Source organism: Edaphobacter sp. FHG110511_03, assembly GCF_059115365.1.
In genome coordinates, this window is sequence record NZ_JBZYWL010000003.1 from 223,788 (window position 1) to 249,821 (window position 26,034).

The 26,034-nt window shown below is 53.4% G+C and carries 23 protein-coding genes; 13 read left to right on the top strand and 10 right to left on the bottom strand.

Going from position 1 to position 26,034, the window contains the following annotated elements; all coding sequences use genetic code 11:
* Window positions 1-7: 7 nt before the first annotated feature.
* The 3 genes from AC5S26_RS14310 to AC5S26_RS14320 all read right to left on the bottom strand — a co-directional run bounded on the left by AC5S26_RS14310 (window position 8) and on the right by AC5S26_RS14320 (window position 2,294).
* Window positions 8-1,084, bottom strand: a complete 1,077-nt coding sequence (locus AC5S26_RS14310) for an SMP-30/gluconolactonase/LRE family protein (RefSeq protein WP_494185587.1) — start codon at window positions 1,082-1,084, stop codon at window positions 8-10.
* A 575-nt stretch (window positions 1,085-1,659) separates the two neighbouring features.
* On the bottom strand, window positions 1,660-1,965 hold the full coding sequence (locus AC5S26_RS14315; protein ID WP_494186118.1) for an outer membrane beta-barrel protein: 306 nt from the start codon (window positions 1,963-1,965) through the stop codon (window positions 1,660-1,662).
* Between the two features lie 170 nt (window positions 1,966-2,135).
* Window positions 2,136-2,294 (bottom strand): alginate lyase family protein, encoded by a 159-nt coding sequence (locus AC5S26_RS14320; protein WP_494185588.1) that lies wholly within the window; start codon window positions 2,292-2,294, stop codon window positions 2,136-2,138.
* Window positions 2,295-2,383: 89 nt separating this feature from the next.
* On the opposite strand from AC5S26_RS14320, the gene AC5S26_RS14325 reads away from it, so the two are divergent.
* Window positions 2,384-2,680, top strand: a complete 297-nt coding sequence (locus tag AC5S26_RS14325) for a hypothetical protein (RefSeq protein ID WP_494185589.1) — start codon at window positions 2,384-2,386, stop codon at window positions 2,678-2,680.
* Window positions 2,681-3,293: 613 nt separating this feature from the next.
* Here AC5S26_RS14325 and AC5S26_RS14330 read toward each other — a convergent pair.
* The 6 genes from AC5S26_RS14330 to AC5S26_RS14355 form a co-directional block, all read right to left on the bottom strand.
* Window positions 3,294-4,451, bottom strand: a complete 1,158-nt coding sequence (locus tag AC5S26_RS14330; protein WP_494185590.1) for a type III polyketide synthase — start codon at window positions 4,449-4,451, stop codon at window positions 3,294-3,296.
* Window positions 4,452-4,465: 14 nt separating this feature from the next.
* A complete protein-coding gene (locus AC5S26_RS14335; protein WP_494185591.1) occupies window positions 4,466-5,338 on the bottom strand; it encodes a hypothetical protein in 873 nt (290 codons plus the stop codon).
* A 450-nt stretch (window positions 5,339-5,788) separates the two neighbouring features.
* Window positions 5,789-7,333 carry an oligosaccharide flippase family protein gene (locus AC5S26_RS14340; RefSeq protein WP_494185592.1) on the bottom strand — a complete coding sequence of 515 codons (1,545 nt, stop codon included), beginning with the start codon at window positions 7,331-7,333 and terminating at the stop codon, window positions 5,789-5,791.
* Window positions 7,334-7,407: 74 nt separating this feature from the next.
* Window positions 7,408-9,708 carry a tetratricopeptide repeat protein gene (locus tag AC5S26_RS14345; protein ID WP_494185593.1) on the bottom strand — a complete coding sequence of 767 codons (2,301 nt, stop codon included), beginning with the start codon at window positions 9,706-9,708 and terminating at the stop codon, window positions 7,408-7,410.
* Between the two features lie 93 nt (window positions 9,709-9,801).
* Complete coding sequence (locus AC5S26_RS14350) at window positions 9,802-10,470, bottom strand: exosortase C-terminal domain/associated protein EpsI (RefSeq protein ID WP_494185594.1); 669 nt, start codon at window positions 10,468-10,470, stop codon at window positions 9,802-9,804.
* A complete protein-coding gene (locus AC5S26_RS14355) occupies window positions 10,467-11,417 on the bottom strand; it encodes an exosortase/archaeosortase family protein (RefSeq protein ID WP_494185595.1) in 951 nt (316 codons plus the stop codon). The genes AC5S26_RS14350 and AC5S26_RS14355 overlap by 4 nt, the downstream gene beginning before the upstream one ends.
* Window positions 11,418-12,009: 592 nt before the next feature.
* Between AC5S26_RS14355 and AC5S26_RS14360 the strand changes: the two genes are divergently transcribed.
* The 7 genes from AC5S26_RS14360 (at window position 12,010) to AC5S26_RS14390 (ending at window position 19,984) form a co-directional block, all read left to right on the top strand.
* The gene (locus tag AC5S26_RS14360) at window positions 12,010-12,630 is read left to right on the top strand and encodes a polysaccharide biosynthesis/export family protein (RefSeq protein WP_494185596.1); all 621 of its coding nucleotides are present in this window, start codon (window positions 12,010-12,012) and stop codon (window positions 12,628-12,630) included.
* An 8-nt stretch (window positions 12,631-12,638) separates the two neighbouring features.
* Window positions 12,639-13,976, top strand: a complete 1,338-nt coding sequence (locus tag AC5S26_RS14365; protein ID WP_494185597.1) for a hypothetical protein — start codon at window positions 12,639-12,641, stop codon at window positions 13,974-13,976.
* A 10-nt stretch (window positions 13,977-13,986) separates the two neighbouring features.
* Window positions 13,987-15,540, top strand: a complete 1,554-nt coding sequence (locus AC5S26_RS14370; protein ID WP_494185598.1) for a GumC family protein — start codon at window positions 13,987-13,989, stop codon at window positions 15,538-15,540.
* Between the two features lie 72 nt (window positions 15,541-15,612).
* The gene (locus AC5S26_RS14375; RefSeq protein WP_494185599.1) at window positions 15,613-16,473 is read left to right on the top strand and encodes an ExeA family protein; all 861 of its coding nucleotides are present in this window, start codon (window positions 15,613-15,615) and stop codon (window positions 16,471-16,473) included.
* Window positions 16,470-17,411 (top strand): CpsD/CapB family tyrosine-protein kinase, encoded by a 942-nt coding sequence (locus AC5S26_RS14380; RefSeq protein ID WP_494185600.1) that lies wholly within the window; start codon window positions 16,470-16,472, stop codon window positions 17,409-17,411. The genes AC5S26_RS14375 and AC5S26_RS14380 overlap by 4 nt, the downstream gene beginning before the upstream one ends.
* An 18-nt stretch (window positions 17,412-17,429) precedes the next feature.
* Entirely contained in the window at window positions 17,430-18,806 is a 1,377-nt protein-coding gene (locus tag AC5S26_RS14385) for a TIGR03013 family XrtA/PEP-CTERM system glycosyltransferase (protein ID WP_494185601.1), read from the top strand.
* On the top strand, window positions 18,803-19,984 hold the full coding sequence (locus AC5S26_RS14390; RefSeq protein ID WP_494185602.1) for a glycosyltransferase: 1,182 nt from the start codon (window positions 18,803-18,805) through the stop codon (window positions 19,982-19,984). The genes AC5S26_RS14385 and AC5S26_RS14390 overlap by 4 nt, the downstream gene beginning before the upstream one ends.
* Window positions 19,985-20,089: 105 nt before the next feature.
* On the opposite strand, the gene AC5S26_RS14395 is transcribed toward AC5S26_RS14390, so the two are convergent.
* Entirely contained in the window at window positions 20,090-21,160 is a 1,071-nt protein-coding gene (locus AC5S26_RS14395) for a glycosyltransferase (RefSeq protein WP_494185603.1), read from the bottom strand.
* A gap of 218 nt (window positions 21,161-21,378) precedes the next feature.
* Between AC5S26_RS14395 and AC5S26_RS14400 the strand changes: the two genes are divergently transcribed.
* The 5 genes from AC5S26_RS14400 to AC5S26_RS14420 are packed head-to-tail and all read left to right on the top strand — an operon-like array spanning window position 21,379 to window position 26,031.
* On the top strand, window positions 21,379-23,292 hold the full coding sequence (locus tag AC5S26_RS14400) for an HAD-IIIC family phosphatase (RefSeq protein WP_494185604.1): 1,914 nt from the start codon (window positions 21,379-21,381) through the stop codon (window positions 23,290-23,292).
* On the top strand, window positions 23,279-23,533 hold the full coding sequence (locus tag AC5S26_RS14405) for an acyl carrier protein (protein ID WP_494185605.1): 255 nt from the start codon (window positions 23,279-23,281) through the stop codon (window positions 23,531-23,533). Before AC5S26_RS14400 ends, AC5S26_RS14405 begins: the two co-directional genes overlap by 14 nt.
* A complete protein-coding gene (locus tag AC5S26_RS14410) occupies window positions 23,534-24,610 on the top strand; it encodes a hypothetical protein (protein WP_494185606.1) in 1,077 nt (358 codons plus the stop codon). It begins immediately after the preceding gene.
* Entirely contained in the window at window positions 24,591-24,725 is a 135-nt protein-coding gene (locus AC5S26_RS14415) for a hypothetical protein (RefSeq protein ID WP_494185607.1), read from the top strand. The genes AC5S26_RS14410 and AC5S26_RS14415 overlap by 20 nt, the downstream gene beginning before the upstream one ends.
* A gap of 19 nt (window positions 24,726-24,744) precedes the next feature.
* On the top strand, window positions 24,745-26,031 hold the full coding sequence (locus AC5S26_RS14420; protein WP_494185608.1) for an MBOAT family O-acyltransferase: 1,287 nt from the start codon (window positions 24,745-24,747) through the stop codon (window positions 26,029-26,031).
* Window positions 26,032-26,034: the final 3 nt, after the last annotated feature.

Sequence of the window (26,034 nt, forward strand, 5' to 3'; positions counted from 1 at the left end):
GCTCAATCTACGGTCGAAGCCCTTTCGCGTTTAGCCGAACGCTTAGAACTGAGTCGGTGGTCGTTGTATAAAGCGTCGAACCATCTTCGCCTCCCCATGCGACATTCGCTGTCGCCTTGTCTGTGAGGATGGTAGCAATGTGTTTGCCAACCGGTGAGATGATCCATACACCGCCCGGTCCGGTGGCATAGAGATTTCCCTTTGTATCGAGCTTCATGCCATCTGGAGCGCCTATCCGCTTGTCATTGGACGCGTCCAAAAAAGTTCCCCCTGGGCCGAGAGTGCCATCCTCCTTGATTGGATAGCGCATCCACTTCTTAGGCTCGGAGTTACTGACGTAGAGCCATCGATGGTCAGGAGATATGGCGATACCGTTGGGGCGTTCCAGATCGCTCACCAGAAGCTGTAGCGAATCACGATTCGGAGGAGTACCAGCCTTTTGCCTGAGAGCATTTTGAATACGATAGACCCCATTGGTCTGGAGTTCCTTGTGTGGATCGGTGTCGCTTTGCGTTCTCAGGCCATAGGGAGGGTCTGTGAAGTAGAGCGATCCATCCGGACCATAGACTAAGTCATTTGGGCTGTTGAGCTTTTTTCCCTTATAGCTATCGGCCAGGACCGTGACTACGCCGTGTGGATCCATTGACTCAAAACGCATCACATTTCGCGCGGCATGGCCGGCTACCGTGATTCTGCCGGTTGAATCCAGCGTCATTCCATTGGTACCTGGCTCTTTGCCGCCGTATGGCTCTTCTCCCCGATACCCGCTGGGCTGCAGCCATATGGAGACATCGCCATTGGAATCGATCTTTCGGATGCTGTTACTCGCGATGTCAGCAAACATAAGGTATCCGGAGTGGATCCATACCGGTCCTTCAACCCAGGTAAAACCCGTCGCCTCTCTACGAAAGACCGGATGTTCCGGAACGATGGCGGCTGCCGCCGCGTCCAATCGTTCGATCTGAGCGGGGTATACGAAAGGGTTATCTCTCGGTCTTTCGATCACGGGTTGGTCGCTCCGAGTGTTCAAGTTTGTCAACAACAGAAGAATACCGGTTGAAGCGAAGGCAATTGCTCGAAGCATCTCTAAGGTTCCTCCAAGGTGATCTGTAAGAATTCGCAATTTTTGTGAAAAAGGCTCTCGACAATTGTGCCTGACCCAGTGCTAGTATGGCTTCGTTTCAAAATCTTTCATTGCATAATATGCAAAATTAATTGCTAATAATGCTTTTTCTGATTTGATTCGAGGATGAATTTGATGTTGATGTTTCTCCGATTGGCTGGTGTCGGGATTCTCATGCCGGCCGGCGCAGTTCATGACAATGCAGGCACAGTCCCCGAGCTTTGCTCCAGACGACATCTTTCAGGGATCTTCTCTGGGCGGGACTGGACTCGTCTCGGCGATGCTAAATGGACCGCATCCAAGGGTGAAATTACCGGTACAGGCGATGGCCTGCTGGTGTTCCATAAACCCACGCAGGATACCGGCGTTTATCTTCAGTTCCGTTGTGAGGGGGATTGCAATGCCGGAATTGTTCTTCGCCTCGAAAAAACCGGCAACGAGACGAGGGGTGTCCTGCTTTCGATAGAGCAGAAGGCAACCTGGAGCTCATTGATCCATTTGGAGCTAAAGATATGCGTCTCACGAAAAAACGCATTCTACCCACGGCTTCGAAGTGGGAAGCCACCCATCGCGGGATAGGCGTTCGGGTCTGTCTCGCGATTGTCCGCGATGGAATACCGGCCTGTCAGATGGTCTGAATTTGGGAGCTGGTGATCGATGCGGATGTCGCCTTGTCCAAGCTGTTGCTTCAGCTTGTTTGTGAGAATGGCTCGCCCAACGCCATTGACCACAGCGTTCGCACGAGGCCTGTATCGAAGCAGATATGCGGATTGGGGAGACGGGGTAAAGGTATTGGGCCCACGTCCATCGTTAGCATTTGCGCCGGTGATCGGATTGCGGATGGTTACATCAGGCGTTGCTGAAAAGTCGGCAGGCCAGTCCTGCGAAGAGTAGCCCGGGCGAGCGGACCGGTTGAGCGTCGAAGTGTTCTATATCCTTCGCGTAGGGTCATTTGTCTTTATCTTTCAGATACGGATAGAGAAACTGCGCCGTCTTGCATAGACCGCGGCCATTAGGCAACACGAAGCTTGTGAGGTCGATTCCCGATCCTTTTTAAAAATTGAGCCAGCCCGGCCATGACGTCGAAGTTGAAGATGGAATAGCTGTACGGCTTGGTTCGCGTCAACTCCTTAGGGAATGATCCATCCTTTCCGAGCTGATTTGGGAGCAAAGTCTGGGTGAACCACTCCCGAATCTCATTTCGAGTTCTTCGTCGCCAATCAAACGGGCATACTCTCTTCTCCAGGAGAGCATGCGGAAGTGTTGCGCGCCCTCGAGGAGGTTCTGGAAAGCTCGTATTTCAGCAATAGCAGGCGCTATCCAGCCTTATTCAAGTATGTGGTGGAGCAGACTCTTCTTGGACGCGGAGATGAACTCAAAGAGCGAACGGTCGGAATCGACGTTTTCGGGCGTGCGCCAGACTACGATACGAACCTAGATACGGTTGTCCGCTACTCCGCAGGAGAGGTTCGCAAACAGCTGGCACTCCATTATCATGGCGCGCCGGACTCTCAGATTCAGATAAGCCTTACAGCGAGATCGTATCGGCCCGAGTAGCACCGGTACGGGGGTGGCGTCGGATCAATCCAGCACCAACCCATATCTCTCATTTGAAAATGGGCTTGCGATGGGAAGGGTAGCCGCTCTTCTCAACGCGCGTGGAGGTGATTATCGGGTGCAGTCGGCAGCATCCACGACTCTCGCACAGATTCGAGAGAACCCCACGGTCCTGGTAGGAGCCTACAACAATGACTGGGCCTATCGGATGACGGAGCCTCTGCGTTTCCATTTTTCCCGTCATCCGCAGGAACGAATTCTGGATTCCCAGATGCCAAGTCGGTTTTGGGCACGAGATCTTTCTAAACCGTTTAGCGAAACACCTGACTATGCTCTCGTCCCGCTTTCGCAATCCTTCTACCGATAGCATCATCGTGGTTCTCGCTGGACCGCAACGTTTCGGAACGGATGCAGCGTCTCAGTTTGCAACCTCGCACGATCTACTCGCAGAGTTCAATTGTCAGGTTCGGGTGGAATTGAAGTGACAAAAATGTCGAGGTCGTTTTGCGCGTGGATGTTGTGAATGGTCGGGCTGGCGCTCCAATTATTGAAGCTTTCCACATATAGTGAGCGCCTGCACGTAGAAGCGTACAGGCGCGACTTCCATCAAAGTTCACCATTGAAGGAGGACAAGTTCCGAGCAGAAGGCTGGCCCCATGGCTGCGAGAATGCTGTAAGAGCCGGGTTTTCCAGGATGTACTTTGAGATAGTCTTCCATCACTGCAAGAACCGAGGCAGCTGAAAGATTTCCTACCTCGCGGAGACTCTTCCAGGAAGGCGCGAGGGCATCGGCTGGTAGGCCAAGTGATTTCTGCATAGCCTCAAGCACCTTCGGTCCGCCGGAGTGAAAGATGTAGGTAGAGATATCCTCGCGGGTGAGATTGTTATCTGCGAGAAACCCTTCAACATTTTGAAGCAGGTTTTCTTCGACAACTTTCGGGACATCAGGAGAAAGGACAATCTTGAAGCCAGATTCAACAATGTCCCATCCCATGACACGCTCTGTATTGCGATAAAAAGTAGAACGGGTGGCAAGCACACGTGGGCCGCGGTTCTGGCGGGCAAGTTCTGTCTCTGCTCCGGCGATGACAACGGCGGCCGCGCCATCACCAAAGAGACCGCTGGAGATAAGGTTGGCTATGGACTGGTCATCGTCCTGCCATGTCAGGGAACAGAGCTCGACTGAAAGAAGGAGAGCGTAATGATCGGGAAAGGCCCGGACATAATCAGCGGCGCGAGCGATTCCGGCGGCTCCGGCGACGCAGCCGAGGCCGAAGATCGGGGTTCGCTTTACATTCACAGGAAAAGGTAGCCGGTTGATAAGCCGAGCGTCGACGGTCGGACTGGAAATTCCAGTGACCGAAGCAAAGAAAATTGCAGAGATGTCCTCCGGCGAGATTCCCGCATGGTCCAATGAGCGGCAGATGGCCTGTTGTCCCAGATCCACAGCAGCCTTGATCCAGGCGTCATTTGTCTTGCGGAAGGTATCGAGAGTGGGATATTGCTCGAGAGGAAAGACGGTGTAACGGTATTCGACGCCGCAGTTCGCGTGAAGACGGGTAAGAAGACGCGGCTCCTCCATCTTGTGTTGCCATCGGTCCCGAAGAGCTTCGGCAATGACAGTCTGGTGATAGCGATGAGGAGGATATGCTGTTCCAACGGAAGCGATGCGCATGCTGATGAGGGCCTTCTGGGTCTTCTTGAGATGATGTACCGATTCGAATATACGAGACCCATTCAGCGTACATGCTTTGGCTCGATTCCGATGCAAAAGTTTTTCACCCGCTAATGGATCAGTGCGAGTTGGCGATCATAGAGGGAATTAAGGGGAAACTCGTGTTTAAGAGCGATAAGAATGGAGCGGGCTTCCTGGGGGCGATTTTCACGAAGAGCGGCCACGGCGAGCATCATCCGGGCGAAGGGCGCTAGATAATAACCCTGGCTGGCGGTTAACTTCAACAGGCGAATCCCCTCTTCGCGACTGGTGGACGCACCAGTAAGGTTGAGAAGCCAGCGGACCGGGGCAAATTTCAGGCTTAGCATGTAATTCTCGACTCCCGAAGCCAGATAAGCGTCATACATGTGAGGATTGGCAGCGAGAGTCTGCTTGGAATAAGCACTTGCTTCCTTGCTGTAATTCAGCGCGGAGATATCTTTCTTTTCAATCATCAAGGCGTAGTCGGAACGCATTCCGCTAACCAGCGTTTTTACATAAAGGGCTCGGGCATCCTGAGGATTTTGCTTGAGCGCAGTATCTGCGAGATTTGAGGCCTGATTAAGGTGGTCTTCAAAGGACTTGCGCACTTTTTCGTCCGGGGTGAGCCGGTTTCGACTGTCAAATCGGTCCTGGTTCGCGAAGAGTTGGACATCGATTATCTTCAAACGTTCGAATTCACTGAAGAGCGAGGCGGCTGCGTCTGAAACCGGTCCCATTGGATCTTGAGGATGCACTGACATCCATTGCTGAAACTTTATATGTGCGTCGGGGAAGCGAAGGTTGTACATGTCGCGATAGCCGTCATCGAGAACGCTCCCAGTCAGCGGCTCACTAGCGAAGGCCGAGTGTGCGATGCCGAGCCACAAAAGAAGCATAAATACATAGAGATATTGGCTGGCACGTCTAATTGGAACAATGCGGAAGGGCATATCTTTGGTCATCAGGTTCCTGTCTGGAGCGTATTCCTCCATTTAACTAGGACGAAATAGAAGAGGTTAAAGGCCACCACGGTCACGAATGCCGTACCAAAGATTTGTTTTGGCTCCGAAAGTACCCGATAAAAGCATGGATGGAGACTAAATGGATTTTATGGAGCGGAGGCAATGAGTCTAAATTTTCTCACTTTGATGGGCAAAGGTTTGCACACCCGAATCGAATTTCCCTGGTTAAGTAATTGACTCTATTGATTTTGTTTTTGGTCGTCAATCTGCACAGAGATTGTTGAATCGGTCGCCGCATTATTGGGGACCGAGATCCGCTTTTTGAAGTATGTCTGTCGAGTTGTCCCTCTCGACAGGTGCCGGGAGCCCTGTCGCAGCTGATCGATTCGAACAGATCCAATCGCGAGTGAGGAGAGACATCTCCTCACTCATTTTTTTTGAAATTTATTGCTATACCGTGGTTGAGTCCGAGGCTAGCCGGCGCGTAAAGCGGTCAAGGAGATAGTTAAGCGGGGTAGCGACCGGCTGGGGGCACGCGTTTGAGATAACTCTGAATCGATCCCGATCTTCAGGCTCAAGTATCTTGAAGCTGTATCCGAGCGCGATAAAGGTGCCGGTGGCAATAGCGCAACCGGCTATGAGGCCGGGTAAAGGCGTCAGCCGGAAAGTAGCGATATAGGCCGCAAGTGAAGAAAAGGCACTCATGGCCGTGATCTTCAAGATGAATCGCCATGGAAGTTGAATGTTGTAACGGCGAATGCCAACGGACCACATGAGGCCAACGGCGGTAAATTGCGCCGCACCGCTTCCAAGACAGGCTCCAAGGGCGCCATGGGCTGGAATAAGCAGCCACGCGACACCAATATCGACGAAGGAGGCAATCACTGTGGTGACGAGGAAGTATTTTTGACGATCGACACTTTCGAAAAGGCTTTGGATGGGGCCTAGAAAGGCCTTGGGCAGGCAGAGCAGGGGAGCGACAGAAGCGACTAGAAAAGCTCCCACATACTGTTTGCCGTAGAGCACATAGAGTACAGGTGCGGCCAACGGGACCGCGATGAGATGAATGGGAATAGAGATCAGCGCGATATAACGAGCGGCTGCCGCAGTCATTGCCGGGAGCTTGGTGCGGTCGCGGCCGTATTGGGCAAGAATACTGGCTCCGGTAGCGGCGGCGAAGATGGTGGGAAAGAGGAGAAGGCGTTCAGCAAGATTGAAGGCGACCGAATAAAACGCGAGCTGACGAATATCAGGAGAGAGATGCTTGAGAAGGAAGAGCTCCGATCGGTCCCAGACTACAAGCGTTAGAAGCATTCCCATGACGCTCTGCGAGGCAAATCTTTTCATGCGGTTCCGTAGATCTTCGGGCGGATGGGCGTGGCCACTGTCCCAGGAGAGGATGCGACGCATCGTCGGAATGAGCCGAACGAGGAAGTCTGCCAGTCGCATGGCAAGCATGGCAAAAGCGATTCCGTTGACTCCCCAGCCAAAGATCACCGCAAGCAAGGTGAGAATAAAGTAAGTGGCAGTGGAGGCGAGAGACGCAGGAAGATTTGCCGATAGATTTTCTGTGGCGACGTTGGCCTGGGCAGAGATGAAGTTGCTCATCGCCGGCAGAATGCTTAATACGAGCAGAAGCGCGGCGACGCGATAATCCGGGGGGGCGTCGTGGTATACCCAGATCACAGCAGCAATGGTGGCAACAGCAGCAAGGCTGGTTTGGAGGAGCAGGGTGCGTATGTAGATGTAGCGGGCAGTTGAGTAATCTCCGCCGCCGATGAACTCCGCCATATACTTGCGCGTGGTTTCAGGAATTCCTACTGAGCCCAGGCTGCTGACGATCCCAGTAAGCCAGGTGACGTAGATGATGTACCCCATCTTCGTCGGACCGAGAGTCCGAGCGATGGCGACGGAAGTGATCAGCGATGTTACAAAGCCAATCAGGTTTTCCAGCCCATACCAGGCTGTATTTCGGGCGATGGTTTTGCTATTCACACGTTTCCCAGGAAACTTTAATATTGTCGGACCCAGGCGAAAGCGATGGGTCCGGCAACGAAATGAAGCGAGGATCAGCTGAGTTGGCTAAGCGCCTTCTCGGCGTCCTTTGCCGTCTGAGTATTCGGAGCAAGGGTTACTGCCTTCTTCAGATGCAGCGTAGCATCGGAGGCGTCAGAGAGCTTGCTGTAAGTCAGACCAAGGTGATAATGCAGGGCGGCATCATTCGGGTTCGTTTTGACGGCGTCCACTAGCAGATCACGTGCCGAGGTGTAATTCCCTTTGTGATAGTAGGCCCACGCAAGGGTGTCCGCGGTGCTGGGAGAGTCGGGCAAGGCACGATGGGCCACCTGGGCCAGCGAAAGGGCGACATCAATATTCTGGCCGGTCTCGATCATCAGGTAGGAAAGATTGTTGGAGGCGATCGGCTGTTCCGGTTGAATCTGCAACGCTTTTTTGTAAGCAGCGATAGCCTGATCACGGCTTCCCTGCGCCTCCTGCAGGGTGCCGAGAATTGTAAAGCCCTGGGCGTCATTGGGATGATCGTTCGTCCACTGCTGCCACTTTGCGACGGCCTTGCTTGGATCTCCGCTTGCGATGATGGCACGGGTGTAGACGACTGCCGCCCCTGAATCGTTTGGATTCATCTGCATCGCTTTTTCGGCTGAAGTGAGTGCACCTTTCGTATCCCCAGTTGTCCCCTGGAGTTGTGCCAACAGACTGTACATGTCGCCATTCTGAGGTGCCTTCGCGATCTGCTCCTGGACCCGGATAACAGCCTTGGGAGCCTGTTTATCTGCTACGTAGATAGCTGCCAGCAGACGAAGCGCACGCGACGAATTGGGATTGTGGGCAAGGGACTGTTCCAGCAGAGCTTTGGCTTCGCCCATATTCTTCTGGACCAGCCGAAGCTGAGCCAACTCCAGGTAGCCTGTGGCGTTATTGGGATCGACCTTGATGGCTTCCTTGAAATCGGCCTCAGCCTTGTCATTGAGCTTCTGGCTACCCTCAGCGATGCCGCGCCAGATGTAACCATTCGCAGATTGTGGGGTAGAAGTGATGGTCGCATCGCCCAATTGTGCAAGCGTGGTAAAGTCACGACGATCGATTGAGATCTGCGCCAATCCCATCTGTGCTTCGTTATTGCGGGGATTGATTCGAACGGCATCACGGAATGCCTGCTGTGCCGTGGGGATGTCTCCCTTCGCGGCGGCTGCCCGTCCTAGCCAAACCTTCAGCTGGGAGTTTTCCGGGTTGGCTTTGGCGGCTTTTTGCAGGGTGTCAAACGCTTCGGTTGTCTTACCATCATTCAACATCAGCATCCCGTTCAGAAGGGCCACCTGAGGGAGTTCACTGTCCGTCTTAGCCAGTTCCTGACCAAGAGCGCGAGCCTTTGGAAGATCTTTTTTGGCGATCAGAATGCGAGCATAGGCAAGCTTAAGAGAAGGGCTCTTGGGATGTTTGGAGACCAGCTCAGAGTACACCTGGGCTCCACGATCAATCTGTTGGCTTCGAAGGTAATAATTTGCCAGCAGATCGGAGGCATTCCCATCATCCGGCAGATCATCAGCTGCTTTCCGAAGGGCTTCTTCCGCCTTGCCAGGATCATTCTGACGCATATAAAGATCGGCCAGGCTCGAGCGAGCTATGATGTTATGCGGGTCGGCGGCAACGGCGGCGTTCATCTGTTCAAGAGCACCGGAGAGATCACCGTTCTTTTGCAGCATCGCCCCCAGAACGATATGCGCTCCGACACTCTTGTTGTCAAGGGCAATGGCCTTGCGAAGCTGTTCTTCCGCCTGTCCTGATGTGGACGGATCAGAGGCCTGAAGCATTCCAAGTGTGGTGTGGAAGGTTGCCCGGTTCGGGTCAATGGAGAGCGCCTTCTGGATCTGGGTCAGGGCGGTTGCGTGATCGCCTTTGCGCGCAGCAATGGCCGAAAGTAGAGCATAAGCATCTGCATTATTGCTGTTCAGGGCGAGAACGGCATTTGCCTGCTCAGTGGCCTTGTCCAGCGCTTTGCCGGTCAGCAGCAGATTTCCTAATTCGATGCGCGCTTCCTGGTTGCTCGGCGCGAGATCGACCGTGCGCCTCAGTTCGGCATATCCAGTCATTGCCGAACCTTGCTTGAGATAAACTTTCGCCAATTCGTAGTGCGCGTCGGCGAAATTGCGATCAACCTTGAGCGCGTTCGAAAACTGAATCGTCGCTTCCTTGAGCTTGCCTTCGTTGGAGTAGCGCTTGCCGCTTTCAAGATACTTATGCTTCTGTTTATTGGGGTCGCGCGAACATCCAGTTGTAAAACCAAGGGCAAGGGATGCTGCCATAAAGGCGGCGAAGAGACGAACAGGAGCGGAAGCCCGTGAGATTTTCATCGTACCTTTCCTTATTTAGTCGTCCATCGAGGACAGAACCTTCCGAGATGGATCTTACGCCCGGCATCATGCCTGCGGCGTGTTAATGCGACCTCAATTGGGAATGAATTGAGGCAGGTACGGAGTCATATGCGTCGTAAAGAGAACGGCTCGCTTGCGTGCGTCAGCTACCTGCTCGGAGCTAGAGATTGGAGTAATAACTCTGACCAGCGCGCCATCAGTCCGATTGAATCGGATCGCATCGGCCAGCATGTAAGCCTTGGCCTTGTATTCATTTGCAATGCTGCGGCCATGTGCTTGATACCAGTAGATGACAAATTGCCTGGATTCACCATTGTTGATGACATATTCCCCGACGTTGAAGCGTTTGCCCTGAATGTCCTCCAGGCTGGCGTAGCGGGAAGACTCAAAAGTCCAGCCCGCACCAGGCAGACAGTGCTGTGGCGAGTGGATGGATTGGCCGGTGCGCTGAGTGGCGAAGTAGCCGATGAACAGGCTGATGGGGTAAGCCGAGGACGGCTGCGCCGAAATCGCGCTAGCCGTGGGAACGCTGTAGATTCGATTGAGAAAATCACCTTTGCCGAGGACGGCGAGGACGTCCTCTTCAAGAGGAAGGTCCTGAGCGACAAGGCCTTCGATGACACTGGGCATTCGGCTAAGCGGCTCACTGGGAGGGACGTGGTCGGCGTCCCCGCGGTGCATCAACATCACAAGCGTTACACCCATAAGAAGAACAACGGTCCAGAATCGGGGCGATTTCATGCACTTACCTCCTTCGGGCGGGAGACAATCCGCATGAAACAGTGGATGAGATAAAGGCAAGCCAACGAGATCACGAACATGACCCAGCCAGAGAACTCATGAAAAAATCCGAGCGCTTTGACCGGATCCCAATATTGAACGCAAAGGCCGGTTCCAACGATACGAACGGCGTTGGCGGCTACAGCAATAGGAATACTCGCCAGGGCAAGGATCACACGGCGCGCAGTGGTGCGTTCGAGGAAATACCCATAAAACACCGATAACGTAAATAGGCTCATCAGTGACCGGATGCCACTGCAGGCCTCGGCGACCTCGAGCTTCATCACAGGAAGCTGAATCACATTGCCCTCCTGCAGTACGGGAACGCCAAGCACGGGAAGCGTCGAACTCGCTAGCCTTGAGGCCAGAAGCTGTAGCGGAAAGGTGATTTGATTGAAGATTATGGCGGGAAATGGAATCGCCAACAAAAGAATAAGTACGGGAAACTGGAGTTGGCGGAGCATGGGACGGCCGAGAAAAGTCCAGATAAGACCCGTCAAAAGGATTACGAAGGAGACACGAGAGGTAAACAGGTCAACCCCATAGACACCGAAGATGAGGATGATCAAGCCCAACCCTACGAGGGGAAGGCCGGACCAACTTGGTCGGACCGATGTCTCTGCAATCTGCTTTCTTTTGTCCCAAATCAGGAAGATCGAGAAAAGGGGGACCAGAAAACCGTGAGAATAGTCGGGGATGTTGTACCAGTCGACAATGAGCTTGATGCCGATGCGGTAATAGAGCGCAACAAGAAGGACGCCAATGATGGAGGCGGGTAGCCAGACGTGGGATGGAATCTTGATCCGGGGTGAGCTCAAGGGGAGCTGATCATAGCCGGGAAGAGTCTCCGGAGAAAGCTGTTCGTTTTGCAAGCTGCCGGTCACCGTTCTTAGGGCGTTATACTTCACGACTCAAACTATAAGCAATTTTCTTGCCGTGAACAGATGTAAGAGATAAGCGTAATTTCTAACTTAGATACGCCGCGATAGGAAGATAGTCGACCATAGTTGTAGAGAAAAGAGAAAAAGTTTTCCCACTCAAGCTGCACTTCTGCATACCATGGGAGTGCCTGCGGAGGACAAATATCCCATTTCCCTACCTGAAATCGGTGAAATAAGGGGTGGAGCGCGGCCCATATAACAGTCGTTCCATGACTATGCAAAAAAGTCTCTAAAAACTACATTTTGGCCATCCCTGTGCTTACTGGAAATGCGGTGACTGCTTACAGATTTAGTTTTTTGACGGGTGTGCATATTTTTTGCGTTCGCCAATACATCACATTCTTCGAGAGATCGCGCAACGAAAACTAAAATCTAGGGTGAGAACTGCAATCCGAGTGAGTCGTTATGCACGTGTAAATCGAACAAATAAATGCGGATGAACATAAAGGGGAGGCAGGAGCTTAGCCGGATGAGTGAGAATGGGAAGAATAATAAGGAAGGTCGCAGGCGAATCGGGAGTGACCCCATGAAATGGCATCATATTGGATGTTTTGTTCTAGTGGCAGCGATTTCTACCCAGGCGCAAGATTCTACGAAAAAGCCAGATACTCCAGTCCAAGGACAAAGCAGTACGTTGTCGCAGGGGCCGGCAACGAAGTCTGCTTCGCCATCGGTTTCGGGTGTTGCAGAGATAGACAACACCCGATATGTCATCGGTCCCGATGATTCGCTGGCGATCACTGTCTGGAAAGAACCATCGCTTTCGGGAACGATTCCGGTCCGGCCGGATGGAATGATCTCGATCGCCTTGATTGGCGACCTGCGAGCGGCAGGGCGAACGCCAATGCAGCTGGCTGATGACATCACCGTAAAATTGAAGAAGTATATTCAGGATCCGAATGTCTCCGTTGTCGTAATGGCAGATAGTAGCCAACGGATTTTTCTGATTGGGGAAGTTGGCCACGTAGGACCCGTTCCAATGACGCCAGGGATGACTCCTTTGCAGGCGATCGCAGCTGGCGGTGGACTGTCAGCTTTTGCTAACTCAAAGAAGATCTATATCTTGCGGAATGAAGGCGGAAAGCAGCAAAAGATTCCCTTCAACTATAAGCAGGCCCTTAAAGGCGAGAGTTCGCAGGATGTGACCTTGAAGCCGGGAGACACGATCGTCGTTCCATGAGCCAACCAATGAAGACGTGGATTCCCCTCTCGATTTTGCTGTTCGTGTTTGCCGGGCGATTGTTTGGCCAGGCTGCGCCTACAGCGACCAGCGTGCAGACGGCAACGCCTGCCGGCACCACGACGCCTCGCCTGTCGTGGATAGACGGCTCTGTTCACTATGCTCTGAGCGCCTCGGAGATTGTCCAGTACGGCTATTACGGCACAGGAAATCTAACCAGTTCAACGGCGCTTTCCGGCCTTGTAGGGTATTCGTCGTTGAGTATGGTGCACCCTACATCATTTATATTCGCCGGCGGAGTCGTGGTTGGCCAAGGTGGGCAGGGTACTTCAACTTACCAGAACCTCGCTATAAGCCAATCTCTCATCAAGGGATTGTGGCTCTTCAATGTCACCGATTCGTTCAGCTTTCTTCCTCAATCCCCTGTGACGGGCGTCGCGGGAGTTCCAGGTATCAATAACCCTGGAACGATCCCGACCGATGGTCCTTCTCAGGGCCCCGCAGGGGGGATTCTGACTTTTTCGGGAAATCGCCTCAGCAACGTGCTAAGTGGAACCCTCGAGCGCAGGTTGACGGGAAGAACCTCAATCAGCGGCAGTGGCGTATGGTCTGTTCTGCACTTTCTGGACAAGAATGCAGGTCTTGATAACACCATGGTGAGTGGCCAGGTTGCGCTGAATCATCAAATCGATCGGAGAAACTCTGTAAGTCTCAGCGCGGTTTACTCAACTTTTAACACTTCCAATATTTCGGGCCTCTTTCCCCCTGGTTTTCCAGCCAACGACGTTACATACCAGACCAAAGGCATCAATCTATCGTATTCGCGCATATGGACGCGGTCTCTTTCCACGGATATCTCCGCTGGTCCTATGTGGATCCAGACTTCAGCCGCGCCGTTGATCCCGAATAAGCTTAACTATTATTTGAATGCGGGACTCGGATACAACCGCCGGCTCACCCACTACGGCTTGCGTTACACACATGGAGCTAATGGAGGATCCGGAGTGCAGCCGGGGGCGCTGTCGGATACCGTGAGCGGTTCAGTCGGACGTAATTTCAGTCAGCGGTGGGCGGGTTCCGCTGCTCTGGTGTATACGCGAACCACCGGATTGCTTGCTCTCTATCCTGGCCAGCAATCGTTCAATGGGGCAACGAACACCGAATACGGCACATTGCAGCTTACGCATGGCTTTACGCGAACCATCTCCGGCTATGCCAGTTATACGGCGCAGAATCAGTCGGTAAACCAAGGATTTTTGACACCGAACGCTTTCAACGGCTTATCGCATATCTTCGGGATTGGGATCTCGTGGACACCGCAAGCAAAGCGTCTCGGGGATTTTTAAGGAGCTAGCTATGTTGGGACATCGTGCGCTCAATGTGGACGATTATTTTGGAATTCTGAAGCGCAGAGGCTGGATGATCGCACTGCCCGCGCTGCTTTTGACGCTGGTCGGGTTTGCGCTTACGTTTATAGTTTCACCGCAATACGTATCGCAGACCCTTATCCTGGTCGAGCAACAGAAGGTGCCGGACGATTATGTCCGGCCGGTGGTGGTGGAAGATATTACGGCTCGGCTGGCCTCGATGAAGGAACAGATTCTCAGCCGTTCCCGGTTAGAGCCGATCATCGAGAGATTCAATCTTTATGGAACTAAAAAGATGTCGATGGACGATCGGATCGACCTGGTGCGAAAGAATATCGATATCAAGCCAATTCACTCCGAGATGGCGCGAACGGGAGGCCTGCCGGGATTCTTCATCTCGTACAAAGATTCGGACGCTCATACGGCGCAGCAGGTCTGCGGTGAGATTGCATCGCTCTTTGTGACGGCCAACCTGAATGCGCGAGCGCAATCGGTTGAGGGCACGACGGAGTTCCTGAAGGGACAGCTAGCGGATGCCAAGCGCGCGCTCGACGAACAGGACGCGAAGCTTGCTGTCTTCCAATCAAAATACATGGGCAAGCTTCCCGGTGAAGAGATGCCCAACATGAACATGTTGACCAGTCTCAATACGCAGCTCGATGCGACCACCCAGGCCCTTAGCCGTATGGAGCAGGACAAGAGCTACACCGAATCGATGATTGCGCAGCAGCAGAGCTATGCTCCTGCTGGTTCTGGTGAGCACGGTGCACCCGCTCCTGGAGCTCAGCAGACAGAGCTGCAGAATCTACAGAACGAGGAAGCCGATCTAACTCGACGATATACGGACGACTATCCCGATGTAGTCGCGGTTCGGCGAAGGATCAAGAACTTGCGCGCGCAGATTGATGCAGCTCCGCCGGCTCCTGTGGCATCTTCCCCTTCTCCGAGCACAGCCCCGAACCGTAACGATCCTCCCGCTGTGCAGCAGTTGCGCGCGCAACTGCGCTCATTGGACCAGGGAATCCAGGCGAAAAGGCACGATCAAGCTCTGATCTCGAGCCAGGTTCGCATGTACCAGGACCGGATCTCTTCAAGTCCAATGGTGCTCGAAGAATATAAAAACATTACCAGGGACTATCAAACGGCCCAGGGTTTCTATGACGACCTGCTGAAGAAGATGAACCAATCGAAGATGGCAACCGATCTCGAACGGCGCCAGCAGGGAGAGCAGTTCAGCGTAATGGATCAGCCGAATCTACCCGACAGCCCGACGTTCCCTAGACGCGATGTTTTTGTTGGGGCTGGATTCATGGCGGGCCTGATCCTGGGAATGATACTTGTTGCCTGGAGAGAATATCGCGACACTTCGATGCGGACGGAACGTGATGTATGGGCATTTACAAAGCTTCCAACACTCGGCGTCATCTCTTTCTCGATGAATGAGCCTGGGATCGTGACTCCAGCAAGAGGGCGCTGGGCGTTAGGACGCCGTAAGAAGGCGGAACTCCAAGCTGGCAAGCCTTTGGCGAATACGGGCGGATGACGAATGTATAAAAGCTATTTCAAATTACATACCAGTCCTTTTGGCACGAGTCCGGATCCGCATTTCCTTTACATGATGCCGCATACGCGAGAGGCTCTCGCGTGTCTGGAATATGGCATCTCCGCGCGGAAGGGGTTTACGGTGCTTACGGGTGAGGTCGGAACAGGAAAGACGACTTTGCTCAAAAGAGCATTGGCGTCATTCAACAATCGGCGTATCTCTACGGCGTTCGTCTTCAATCCGCGCCTGGAAGTCTTGGACTTTTTAGAATTCGTTCTTGCGGATTTTGGCATCGTGGCGGCAAACAGGACAAAGTCCGGCATGCTGCTTCAACTGAATCGCTGGCTGATTGAGCGATTTCGCATGGAGGAGACCTGCGTTGTCGTCATCGATGAGGCGCAGAACCTCTCCTGGGAGTTATTGGAAGAGATTCGGCTGCTAACGAATCTGGAAACCTCCTCCGAGAAGCTCCTGCAGATCGTACTTTCCGGCCAACCCGAGCTCGAGGAGAAGCTACGTCACCCAAGCGTGCGCCAACTTCGTCAGCGAATTGCCCTGTGGTGCCGCACTCAGCCGCTAACGGAGAGTCAGACCCATGCTTATGTCGGTGAACGGTTGAGGCTGGCCGGGGCAGGTCGCCCTCTCTTTACTCCAGACGCTCTTGACCTGATTTACCGCTATAGCCATGGAATTCCACGCATCATCAATCTGTTATGCGAACACTCCCTGATCGTGGCTTATGTCGAACAAGTGCAACAGGTATCCGCGGTCATCGTTGACGGAGTTGCAGCGGAGCTTGAGCTGGAGACACAACCTTTTTTGATCTCGCCGGTTGCCATAGGCGGAATGAACGCTCGAGGGAACAGCGCCGGTGAAGGCTCTGGCCTGATGACAGCATTTGACGGCGATACGAAGGGAAGGCAGGATCGATGAGCCGAATATACGAAGCACTCCAGAAGGCCGAATCCGAAAGAAAGCTGGAGCGTCCAGAGAATGAACCGCGCACTCCGCCTGAAAGGCTGGATGCTCGACCGCCTTTAGAAACGGTTGAGTATGAGGCGCCGTCTTCCTTTGCCGAATCGAGGATGGAAGATGCCCCCGACGGCGAGTTTTCGCTAGGTAGCGGAGGATTGGACCTGGGCCAGATTCAGCGCTACGCCTGGAACCCTTCCGTTACCCGACTTCCGTCCCTGCTCGAGAGGGGGCCCGCGATCGAACAGTTTCGCAGTCTAAGATCTCGGGTTTATGAGGCGCGAGATATCCGTCCTCTTAAGTCCATCCTGGTGAGCAGTGGCCTGCCCCAGGAGGGCAAGAGTTTCATATCGGCGAATCTGGCTGTGAGCCTCGCCCGCCATAAGAATAGCAAGGTTCTTCTGATCGACGGCGATATGCGCCGGTATACGCTTCATGAGTTGCTGGGCACCGAATCGCATCCGGGGCTTGCTGATTATCTGGCTGGCAAGGCGACTATTGAACAGATCATGCAACGGTCTGAAGATACCGCCCCCCAGGGTACGGGAAACCACGTTCTTTCTAACCTGACATTCATTCCTGGCGGAAATGGTGGCGATAAGGCGGCGGATCTTTCTGGCAACGCAAGATTTGGGGATTTGCTTCGGATAGCAGCTCCCTACTTTGATTGGATCATCGTCGATTCATCCCCTGTTGTACCGGTCTCCGATGGCGTCAATCTTGCACGCTCCTGCGATGGAGTTCTCCTGGTTGCGCGTGCTGGAGTCACAAAATATACGGTAGCTCAGCGGGCCGCCTCAGAATTGCGCGCCGCCAATATTCTTGGATTTGTTCTGAATGCTGTACAGGAGAATCCCCAGACGGGAAGCTACTACGGATACAACACAAACAAGGAGTAGGCGGGAGCACCGTCGGTAATGATTCGACTATTCAATGTGTATTATTCGACCCGCACTATTGTTTTGTTGATGTGCGAGGCTCTGATCGTCAGCGGGTCGTTCCTACTAGCGACAGTGTTAGTTTTAGGGCCGGACACATACATCTGTCTGAATTATGAGTACGGCGTTCTTAAGATCGCGGCACTGACAATTCTGACATTGCTGCTTTCCTACTACTTCGATCTTTATGAGCCCCAGCGCATCTCGGAGCGGTGGGAGATCTATTTCCGGCTGTTGCTTGTCCTTGGTTTTCTCTCGTTTCTACTCTCTGCGGTCATTTATTTTTTTCCTCAAGTTGACATCGCGCATTATGTCCTTCTGATTGGCCTCATGTTCCTTACTCTGGGGCTGGTCATCTGGCGAGGAGCCTATGAATGGATCATCGGCCGTGAAGTCTTCCGCGAACGAGTTTATGTCCTCGGCGGGGGCGATCACGCACGCATGATTGCCGACACACTACGGACACGCAAAGACGCAGGCATGGAGGTAATTGGCTTTGAGGCAATGCCGGTCGACAAGCTTGAACGTCGAGAGGCTTTCCGTGCAGCTCTTGAATCTTTTCGCGGGAGAACTCCAGGAATTGATCGTGTAGTCATCGCACTTGAAGATCGCCGCGGCGAGCTTCCGCTGCGTGAACTACTAAAGCTGCGATTCGATGGTGTCGTGATTGAAGAAGCTGGCGCATTACTCGAACGTCTGACCGGCAAGCTCTATCTCGATGGCCTTCGGCCCAGCAATTTCATCTACAGCGAAGGCTTTCGGGTGAAGCCTTCGCAGCAGATTGCACGTCGTATCGTGTCTACGTTTACAGCTGCAGCCGGGTTACTGTTATTTCTTCCATTTTTCCCTTTTGTGATTTTGGCGGTTAGGCTCTCTTCTCCTGGCCCCATCTTCTTCCGTCAGACCCGGGTCGGCATGAAAGGTCGCAACTTCACGGTTTACAAGTTCCGTACGATGAGAACCGACGCCGAGATTTCCGGTGCCAAGTGGGCGAGTAAGGATGATCCCCGGGCCACAAAGGTCGGACGTTTCATGCGCAAGACCCGGCTCGATGAAGTTCCGCAGCTGTGGAATGTGCTGCGTGGAGATATGGGATTCGTAGGCCCTCGACCGGAGCGGCCGGAGTTTGTGCCGTGGCTTTCAGAAAACATCCCGTACTTCGACCTTCGCCACATGATTCGGCCTGGTCTCACGGGGTGGGCTCAAGTGCGGTATGGCTATGGTGCGACGCTGGAGGAGGCACGAGAGAAGTTGGAGTATGACCTCTACTACATCAAGCATATGACGCTTGGGCTCGATCTCTTGATTATGTTCGAGACGGTCAAGACGATTCTCCGGAGAAGGGGTGCGCAGTGAAGGCGCTCTTCTGGATTTCATTGGCGGTCATCGCTTACACCTATATTGGGTATCCAGCGATCATGTTTCTACTCGCCCGTCTCTTCCCTCGGCCATGGAAGAAGGAGCCCTTCACTGCGCCAGTCAGCGTTGTGATGGCAGTGCATAACGGCGCGGAGCGTCTTCATGCGCAGGCGGAACACCTTCTCTCACTCGAGCCGGATCTAGTACGCGAAGTGATCATCGTCTCGGATGGATCGAATGACGGCACTGCGGAGATTCTGAATCGTCTGCAACAGCCTCGCCTGCAGACGATCGTTTTACCCGAACAGGTGGGAAAGGCAGCGGCGCTGAATTACGGCATCTCCGCCGCTACAGGAGATGTTCTGTTGTTCATCGACATCCGGCCCAAGGTGTGGTCAGGTGCTCTCATGAAGCTACTGAGTAATTTTGCGGATCCAGCTGTAGGTTGTGTCGCAGGGGAGCTGGTTCTAAATACGGACGGGCATGATGCAGCTGCCTCGGCAGTTAGCGGTGTTTACTGGCGCTATGAGCAGTGGATTCGCAACTGCGAAGCCGCGTGGGATTCTCCTGTAGGAGTTTATGGCGGTTTCTATGCCGCGCGTCGAAATTTGGTGCAGCCATTCCCACCAGGTGTCATTTTGGACGATATGTTTCAGCCTTTGTCGATTCTGCGTCAGGGGTATCGCAGTGTGCTCGATCGCTCGGCGATCGTTACGGATACCTGGCCGGGGAAGGTCTCAGGTGAGTTTCAGCGGAAGGTTCGCACTCTGGCAGGAAATTATCAGCTGTTTTCACTGGCGCCTTGGACATTAGGTCCGGGAAATCGGGTGCTCTTTCAGCTGGTTTCTCATAAGCTGATGCGGCTAGTCGTTCCGTATTTCTTCGTTTTTCTATTGCTGAGTGCGACCTGGCTTGGGGAAGAATCCATTGAGTGGAGAATCGTTGCGATTGCGCAATGGGGTTTCTGGTTAGTGGCTGCCCTTGCGCTTCGAATAAAGCTCCCCATGATTCATCGCGTTGCTTCAGCAGCCGGGGCGCTGTTGGTGTTGAATTTTGCTGCGATAGCTGGTTTGTACAAGTTTGTATTTACGGCGGGCCCCCTTTGGAAGATCTGGTCCCCGACAGGTCGGGTGACTGAGGCGATTTCGCTGGAGACGGGGCGGGAACGCGCGTGATCGAGGTCAAAGCAAGTATGTGTGCTGGAGATCACGCGCCGCATAAATCATGCAGAGGTGGTTAGGTCGCCAATTTTTGGAAGTGAGGGTGATAGTTTGTCGATTTCAGGGACGGCGCTGGTAGAGCTCCATGTAGGACGCGTCCATGTGTCCAAGCGTGAAGTGCTCGTTGTAGGCTGCCCGGGCGTTTTCGGCGAGAAGGCTTCTTTTCACAGAATCAGATGCGAGTTGAACGATCGCTTCACCTATCGCCGCGGCGTCACCAACAGGAGCGGTCAGACCGGCATCAGCATTCCTGACCACCTCCGCCATGCCGCCTACATCCGTCACAATGGAAGGCAAGCCAGCCGACATGGCTTGCAAAAGGGACATCGGAAGACCTTCGGACGTAGACGACATGCAGTAGATATCCGCAGCAGTGAAGAATCCCGCAACGTCGAGGCGTTCCCCCCAAAAGGTAATATGATCCTCAATTCCCAATTGGGCGACAAGAAGATCGAGTTGCGGCCGTTCTGCTCCATGGCCTACCACCCAAAGATGAAGATCAGGAATGCGTGGCACCGCAACTGCTACAGCGCGAATCAGAGTCGGAAGATCTTTTATAGGAGCGAGGCGCCCAACGAACAGCAACGTCAAGCCGCTCTTGACTGGTTGATCGGCGGCCGCGACGGGAATTACGGGATCTACGCCGTTGTAGATGCGTACAAGACGACTGCGAAGAGCACCAGGGGTATGTCGCAGGTTTTCACAGGTGGCATCGCAGATGCCGACGACCCAGTCGCAAAAACGCGCAACAAAATTAAAAAGGATCTCGGCGCCCTTTTCATATGGCGGGGCAACAAGGCTATGGCGAGTCGAGAGAACGGAGCGGGCGCCCGCGAGCCTCGCGGGAATGGCAGCCTGAAGCGTCGGTGCTGGGTTGTGGCAATGGACAATGTCAGGACGGAGACGTCGGAACTCGCCGAGGAACCGCACAAAGGTTTTGGGCAGAGGAGCTTCGCCGAGAACGAGGACGGGGATACCTTCAGCCTGAAGTTGTTCGCCAAGAGTACCAAGGTTGCTGTAAGCAATCACCGAAACATCGTGTCCATGCTCTCTCTGAAGGCGACAGAGCTGAGCTACGAGAATCTCCGCTCCGCCCATCTCAAGACTGTAGACAACGTGAATGATCTTCATGCGAAGCGTCGGGTCAATTCCATTGCAGAGAAAAACAAGAGTCTGAATTCGAATCTACATAATACTAACTGCTACGCATATTCTCAGCTACGCGCCAACGTTATCCTTACTCAGTTGCAGATTTTGAAAACAACCGTTTTTTCGCAAGCAGACAGGATTATTGCCGGACGCGCATATCTTAGCGATCGAGGGGCAATTCAGCAGAGGAGTTGTGCGGTATGAGTAGTGAAGCTATAGTCCAGCCACCGAAATCAAAAAACGGACTTGGTGATGTGCGTGAGTTGCTGGGGCAGAGATCCACGGAATTCTGGCCTGCGCTCCGAGCGGCTACTAGAAGCGCAACTGATTTTTCTGAGGTACTCGCTCTAACCACTTTGCGCAAGAAGGCGCTTCGGGCCGGCATTCCCGGCGGTATCGATAAGACAATCCGCCTGGCCATGGTCGGAGGCTCAAGCCTTTATCCTTTGCACGAGCTGATACAGCAGATGATCGGAGCCGGATCTTCAGCAGGATGGTGGGAGATTGAGCTTTGGAAGGGTGATTACGACAACTACATCGCGGAGATTCTCGATCCTGAGAGTGAACTATACGTGTTCAAGCCGGATGTAATCTTTCTGATTCCCTCAAGTCAACGCTGTGTTTATCAAGGATCGATGACCGATCCGAAGGAACTGCAACGCGCGGGGGCGATGAAGACTGCAGAAGACCTGTTAAGTCTTTGCAGGATGGCGCACGAGCGCTCAGGCGCTGAAGTCATTGTTGCAAACTTTCTTCCTGCAGCGGAGTTCGACCCCGGCCCCTTCCGTGTGCGAACTCTCGGCTCAAATTGGAACTTCCGCAAATTGGTTAACCTCGAGCTAGGCCTCAATGCGCCTTTTTATGTCCATGTCTGTGATGCGGAGTTCCTGGCGACCCGCCTTGGGGCAGCGTCTAGCTATGACGAGCGTGCATGGTTTGAGACAAAACAGCTATATTCTTCCGATTTCGCTGTAAGTATTGCGCGGGAGGTGGCCGGGATCGTTAGCTCTTTGCATCGGCCTTCGAAGAAAGTGCTGGCGCTCGATCTCGACAATACGTTATGGGGAGGCGTGATCGGGGACGATGGAATGACTGGCATCGAGATCGGAGGAACACACCCCCGTGGGGAGGCCTTTAAACAGTTTCAGCTTGCCATAGCTTCTTTGGCGCAACGGGGCGTCATTCTGACTGTTTGCAGTAAAAATGATTACAAGAATGCCGCCGAGCCATTTGAGAAGCATCCTGAGATGATTCTGCGGCTCAAAGACATTGCCTGTTTTCAGGCAAATTGGGAGCCCAAGTCGGAAAATCTTCGCAGAATCGCCCAGGAGCTGAACCTGGGCCTCGATTCCATTGTCTTTGTCGATGACAATCCTGCAGAGATTGAGATCGTGAAGCAGTTCGTTCCCGAGATTGAGACCATTTGGCTTGGTCCCGATCCTGCGGAGTATGCCTCGCAGCTTCTCAATTCCCGATTTTTCGAGCCCCGTTCCATTACTGATGACGACCTGAGACGCGGCGAACAATATCAACAGCAGGCTGCACGCGCTCAGGCAATGAACGCGGGGACAGATATGGAGGCTTACCTGGCATCTCTCGAGATGCACAGTACCATCAGCGAGTTCAGCGGAGTGGATGTTCCTCGAATCTCGCAGCTGATCAACAAGAGCAATCAGTTCAATGTCACCACTCGCCGACGCAGTGAAACCGAGGTGGAGGCATTGCTGACGAATCATGACTACTACGGGTTCAGTGTGCGCCTTGCAGATAAATTTGGCGATAACGGCCTGATCTCCGTGGTGATTGTTAAGGCTGAAGGAAAGACCGCTATCGTCGATACATGGCTGATGAGTTGCCGCGTTCTAAAGCGCCAGATGGAGGATGAAGTCGTCAACGAGATTGCCCGTCTCGCCTTACAACGTGGCTGCACAATGGTTGTGGGTCAATATCTGCCTACCGAGAAGAATGGCATGGTAAAGGATCTCTTCCCGCGCATGGGGTTTTCCCTAGTGGAGGAGACCCCGGATCGCACCACGTATCAGTTGATTCTTGAAGATTTTGTACCGCGAAGAACTCATATTCAGATTGACCGGAGAGCTTATGACCCAAACTGAAATCCTTGCAACAATGCAAACTGTCTTCGACGATGTGTTTTTAGACGACGTCAAGGTCACGCCCGAGCTGAGCGCCAACGACGTAGAGGAGTGGGACTCTCTGCTGCAGATCTCTCTCGTTCTGGGTGTGGAGAAGGCCTTCAACGTCCGGTTTCGAGTTGGAGAGGTAGAAGCGACGAAAAACCTGGGCGAGTTTGCCGATCTGATTCAGCGACGCATGAACGAAGGCGCAAAGGTCTAAATGTTCCCTGCGATCTGGTCGAACCGCCATGCGGTAGCCTTGATCCTCGTTATCGCGACTCTGCTTACGTTCCCGATACTGATGTCGATCGTGGGTCTGCCTCCGCGCGACCGCGTCTATAGCGGAATCCGCGTAGAGACCGGCATGGGTCCATTTGACGAACACGAGATCTTTGAAGAAAAGGGGCCGGTCGACATTCTCTTCGTGGGTAGTTCGTTGATGGTGCGTGGCGTCGACATGGGGTATGTGCAGCGGCAATTGAGCGCAAAGCTGGGAAGGCCGGCAAAGATTAGCTACCTTTCGCTCAAATGGCAAGGCCTGGATATGCAGTACATGCTGATGCACGATTTCCTTGAACATCACAAGGTGGGGATGGTCGTGATGGACATGCCCACCTTAGCTTTGGTCGGTGACTCTCCGCATATTCAGGCATATCGATGGATGCGATGGGGCGAATTTCCCAGATCGACCTCGGATCTCTCTTTGCGCGACAGGCTGGCGATCTACGGGGCTCAGGTACTGGGTGCACCCAGACAACTCGTTAACTATCTGCGACCCAATCGACTGGTGCAGAATCGCCAGCTTGTCACCCGGCTTGGGTCGCAATCGGAGTATGGATCGGTGGGATACTTTGGCGGCCCCTTCGTTGCTGAGCCGCGAACGCCACCGACGATACCCACGGGCAGCATGTTCTCGCATGGACCGGAGGATCAGCACTTCGACTTCGATGGCCTTCCGCTGGGACCCTATCATCGGCACTGGGCACGAGAGATCGGCAATCTGGCCAAACAGTACAACATTCCATTTGCCATGATGCACATTCCGGAAGACCTGGAGAAGGGAATGACCCGCGTGCCTGAACGCATGTACTGGCCGGATGTCATTGGCCTTCCGTCCGCTCCAATTCTCGGAATTCCTTCAGCAACTCTTTTCCACGATACGCCGCCATCCGAGGTTAGCAATTACTACTACGATCAGCATTTCAATGACAACGGCAAAGAATTCTTCACGCGCGCGATTACGCCGGCGGTGCTGGATCTCTATGTGAGGGAGGTCCATGGCAATACCATCCAGTAAGCCGCATCCCGTCCTCGTTGGGGTTCTCTTTGCACTTTGCATCGCGGCGATCACGCTGACCCTGTTCATTACCCCCGACTCGCTCTCAGTCAACCTCGTTTATCAGGCGTTTTAACCAGAGGAACCCGCTCGCGATGCCACCCGGCCTTACTCATTTTTTGTCGAATTCGCTGCTCCTTGTAACGTTGGCGGTTCCATTTCTTCTGTTTCCTCTGGCGGCCTGGATCGTGTTGCGCTTGCCACCTGGTAAATTCCGCATGGCGGCGTTTGCCATCGTTAATCTTGTCTTTGCACTTGCTGTATGCATTTCACGGGGAACTTATGGAGTACGTCTTCACGACGTGAAGCAATACTTCGTCTTCTCGACTGTGATGTTCGTGGTTTATGTTCTGCTTGTTGCGGTGCAGTATCTTTTGCTTGAAAAGAAGCTGGGCTCCTGGCTGCCCCTCTTTTTCCCAATTCTGATTCTCGCCCTCGTTAAGTATGTTCCTGGAAGCTGGACGCAAAGCTTCGTTCCAGCGCCCTTTTCAAACAAGGTTTTCGCGGATTTTTTTCTAGGGCTCTCCTACATGGCCTTTCGGCTCACGTATATGGTGCATGAGATCCGAAATGGAATCGTCCCACTGCCCAGCTTTGCGGAATACCTCTCCTTTGCTTTTTTCGTGCCGACTCTTTCCATTGGGCCGATCAACCCTTACAGCGCCTTTCACAACTCACTGGCTGCCCCTGATCGCTCCATCACGCCAATTGGTCGAAGCTGGGCGCGAATTCTCATTGGTCTGACGAAGTACATTTTTCTGGGAAACCTCGCCAATCAGTTGACCTACGATGGCCTGCTGGCAGATGGTTTGCCGCATCATTGGATCGATTTTCCAATCGCAGTGGCTGGATACTGTGCTTATCTATACCTCAACTTTTCCGGCTTCTGCGATATCTCTATTGGCGTCTCCGGATTGCTTGGCATTCACGTACACGAAAACTTTGATCGACCTTTCAACAAACGGAACCTGCAGGAGTTCTGGGCGCACTGGCATATGACGCTGACCAACTACATGCGCGATATGGTCTTTGTGCCGTTGTCGAAGACCCTCATTCGCCGCTTTGGTCCAGCTTCAGCGCCGCACTGTATCGCTCTGGCCATCGCCATCGTCTTTGTGCTGATGGGAATATGGCACGGGGCGGGCTGGAACTTCGTAGTCTATGGCTTATGGCATGCGGTCGGCGTAGTCGTCGTTCACTACTACACGCTCTTCCTGAAGAAGCGTCTGGGGAAGGTTCGTTATGCCAAATATCGTGAGAATAAAGTGATCTATCACGTCGCGAATGCCATTACCCTGGCTTATTTCGCTTTGGGATTGATCTTCGTAACCAACTCCATGCGAGGGTTGAAGATGATCTTTCACGCCTTTCAACCGATGTAAGGT

Coding starts and splice junctions, on each gene's coding strand:
- AC5S26_RS14310 (WP_494185587.1), bottom strand. CDS start 1,084: ATGCTTCGAGCAATTGCCTTCGCTTCAACCGGTATTCTTCTGTTGTTG.
- AC5S26_RS14335 (WP_494185591.1), bottom strand. CDS start 5,338: ATGACCAAAGATATGCCCTTCCGCATTGTTCCAATTAGACGTGCCAGC.
- AC5S26_RS14345 (WP_494185593.1), bottom strand. CDS start 9,708: ATGAAAATCTCACGGGCTTCCGCTCCTGTTCGTCTCTTCGCCGCCTTT.
- AC5S26_RS14350 (WP_494185594.1), bottom strand. CDS start 10,470: ATGAAATCGCCCCGATTCTGGACCGTTGTTCTTCTTATGGGTGTAACG.
- AC5S26_RS14365 (WP_494185597.1), top strand. CDS start 12,639: ATGAAGACGTGGATTCCCCTCTCGATTTTGCTGTTCGTGTTTGCCGGG.
- AC5S26_RS14370 (WP_494185598.1), top strand. CDS start 13,987: ATGTTGGGACATCGTGCGCTCAATGTGGACGATTATTTTGGAATTCTG.
- AC5S26_RS14375 (WP_494185599.1), top strand. CDS start 15,613: ATGATGCCGCATACGCGAGAGGCTCTCGCGTGTCTGGAATATGGCATC.
- AC5S26_RS14380 (WP_494185600.1), top strand. CDS start 16,470: ATGAGCCGAATATACGAAGCACTCCAGAAGGCCGAATCCGAAAGAAAG.
- AC5S26_RS14385 (WP_494185601.1), top strand. CDS start 17,430: ATGATTCGACTATTCAATGTGTATTATTCGACCCGCACTATTGTTTTG.
- AC5S26_RS14395 (WP_494185603.1), bottom strand. CDS start 21,160: ATGAAGATCATTCACGTTGTCTACAGTCTTGAGATGGGCGGAGCGGAG.
- AC5S26_RS14400 (WP_494185604.1), top strand. CDS start 21,379: ATGAGTAGTGAAGCTATAGTCCAGCCACCGAAATCAAAAAACGGACTT.
- AC5S26_RS14405 (WP_494185605.1), top strand. CDS start 23,279: ATGACCCAAACTGAAATCCTTGCAACAATGCAAACTGTCTTCGACGAT.
- AC5S26_RS14410 (WP_494185606.1), top strand. CDS start 23,534: ATGTTCCCTGCGATCTGGTCGAACCGCCATGCGGTAGCCTTGATCCTC.
- AC5S26_RS14415 (WP_494185607.1), top strand. CDS start 24,591: ATGGCAATACCATCCAGTAAGCCGCATCCCGTCCTCGTTGGGGTTCTC.
- AC5S26_RS14420 (WP_494185608.1), top strand. CDS start 24,745: ATGCCACCCGGCCTTACTCATTTTTTGTCGAATTCGCTGCTCCTTGTA.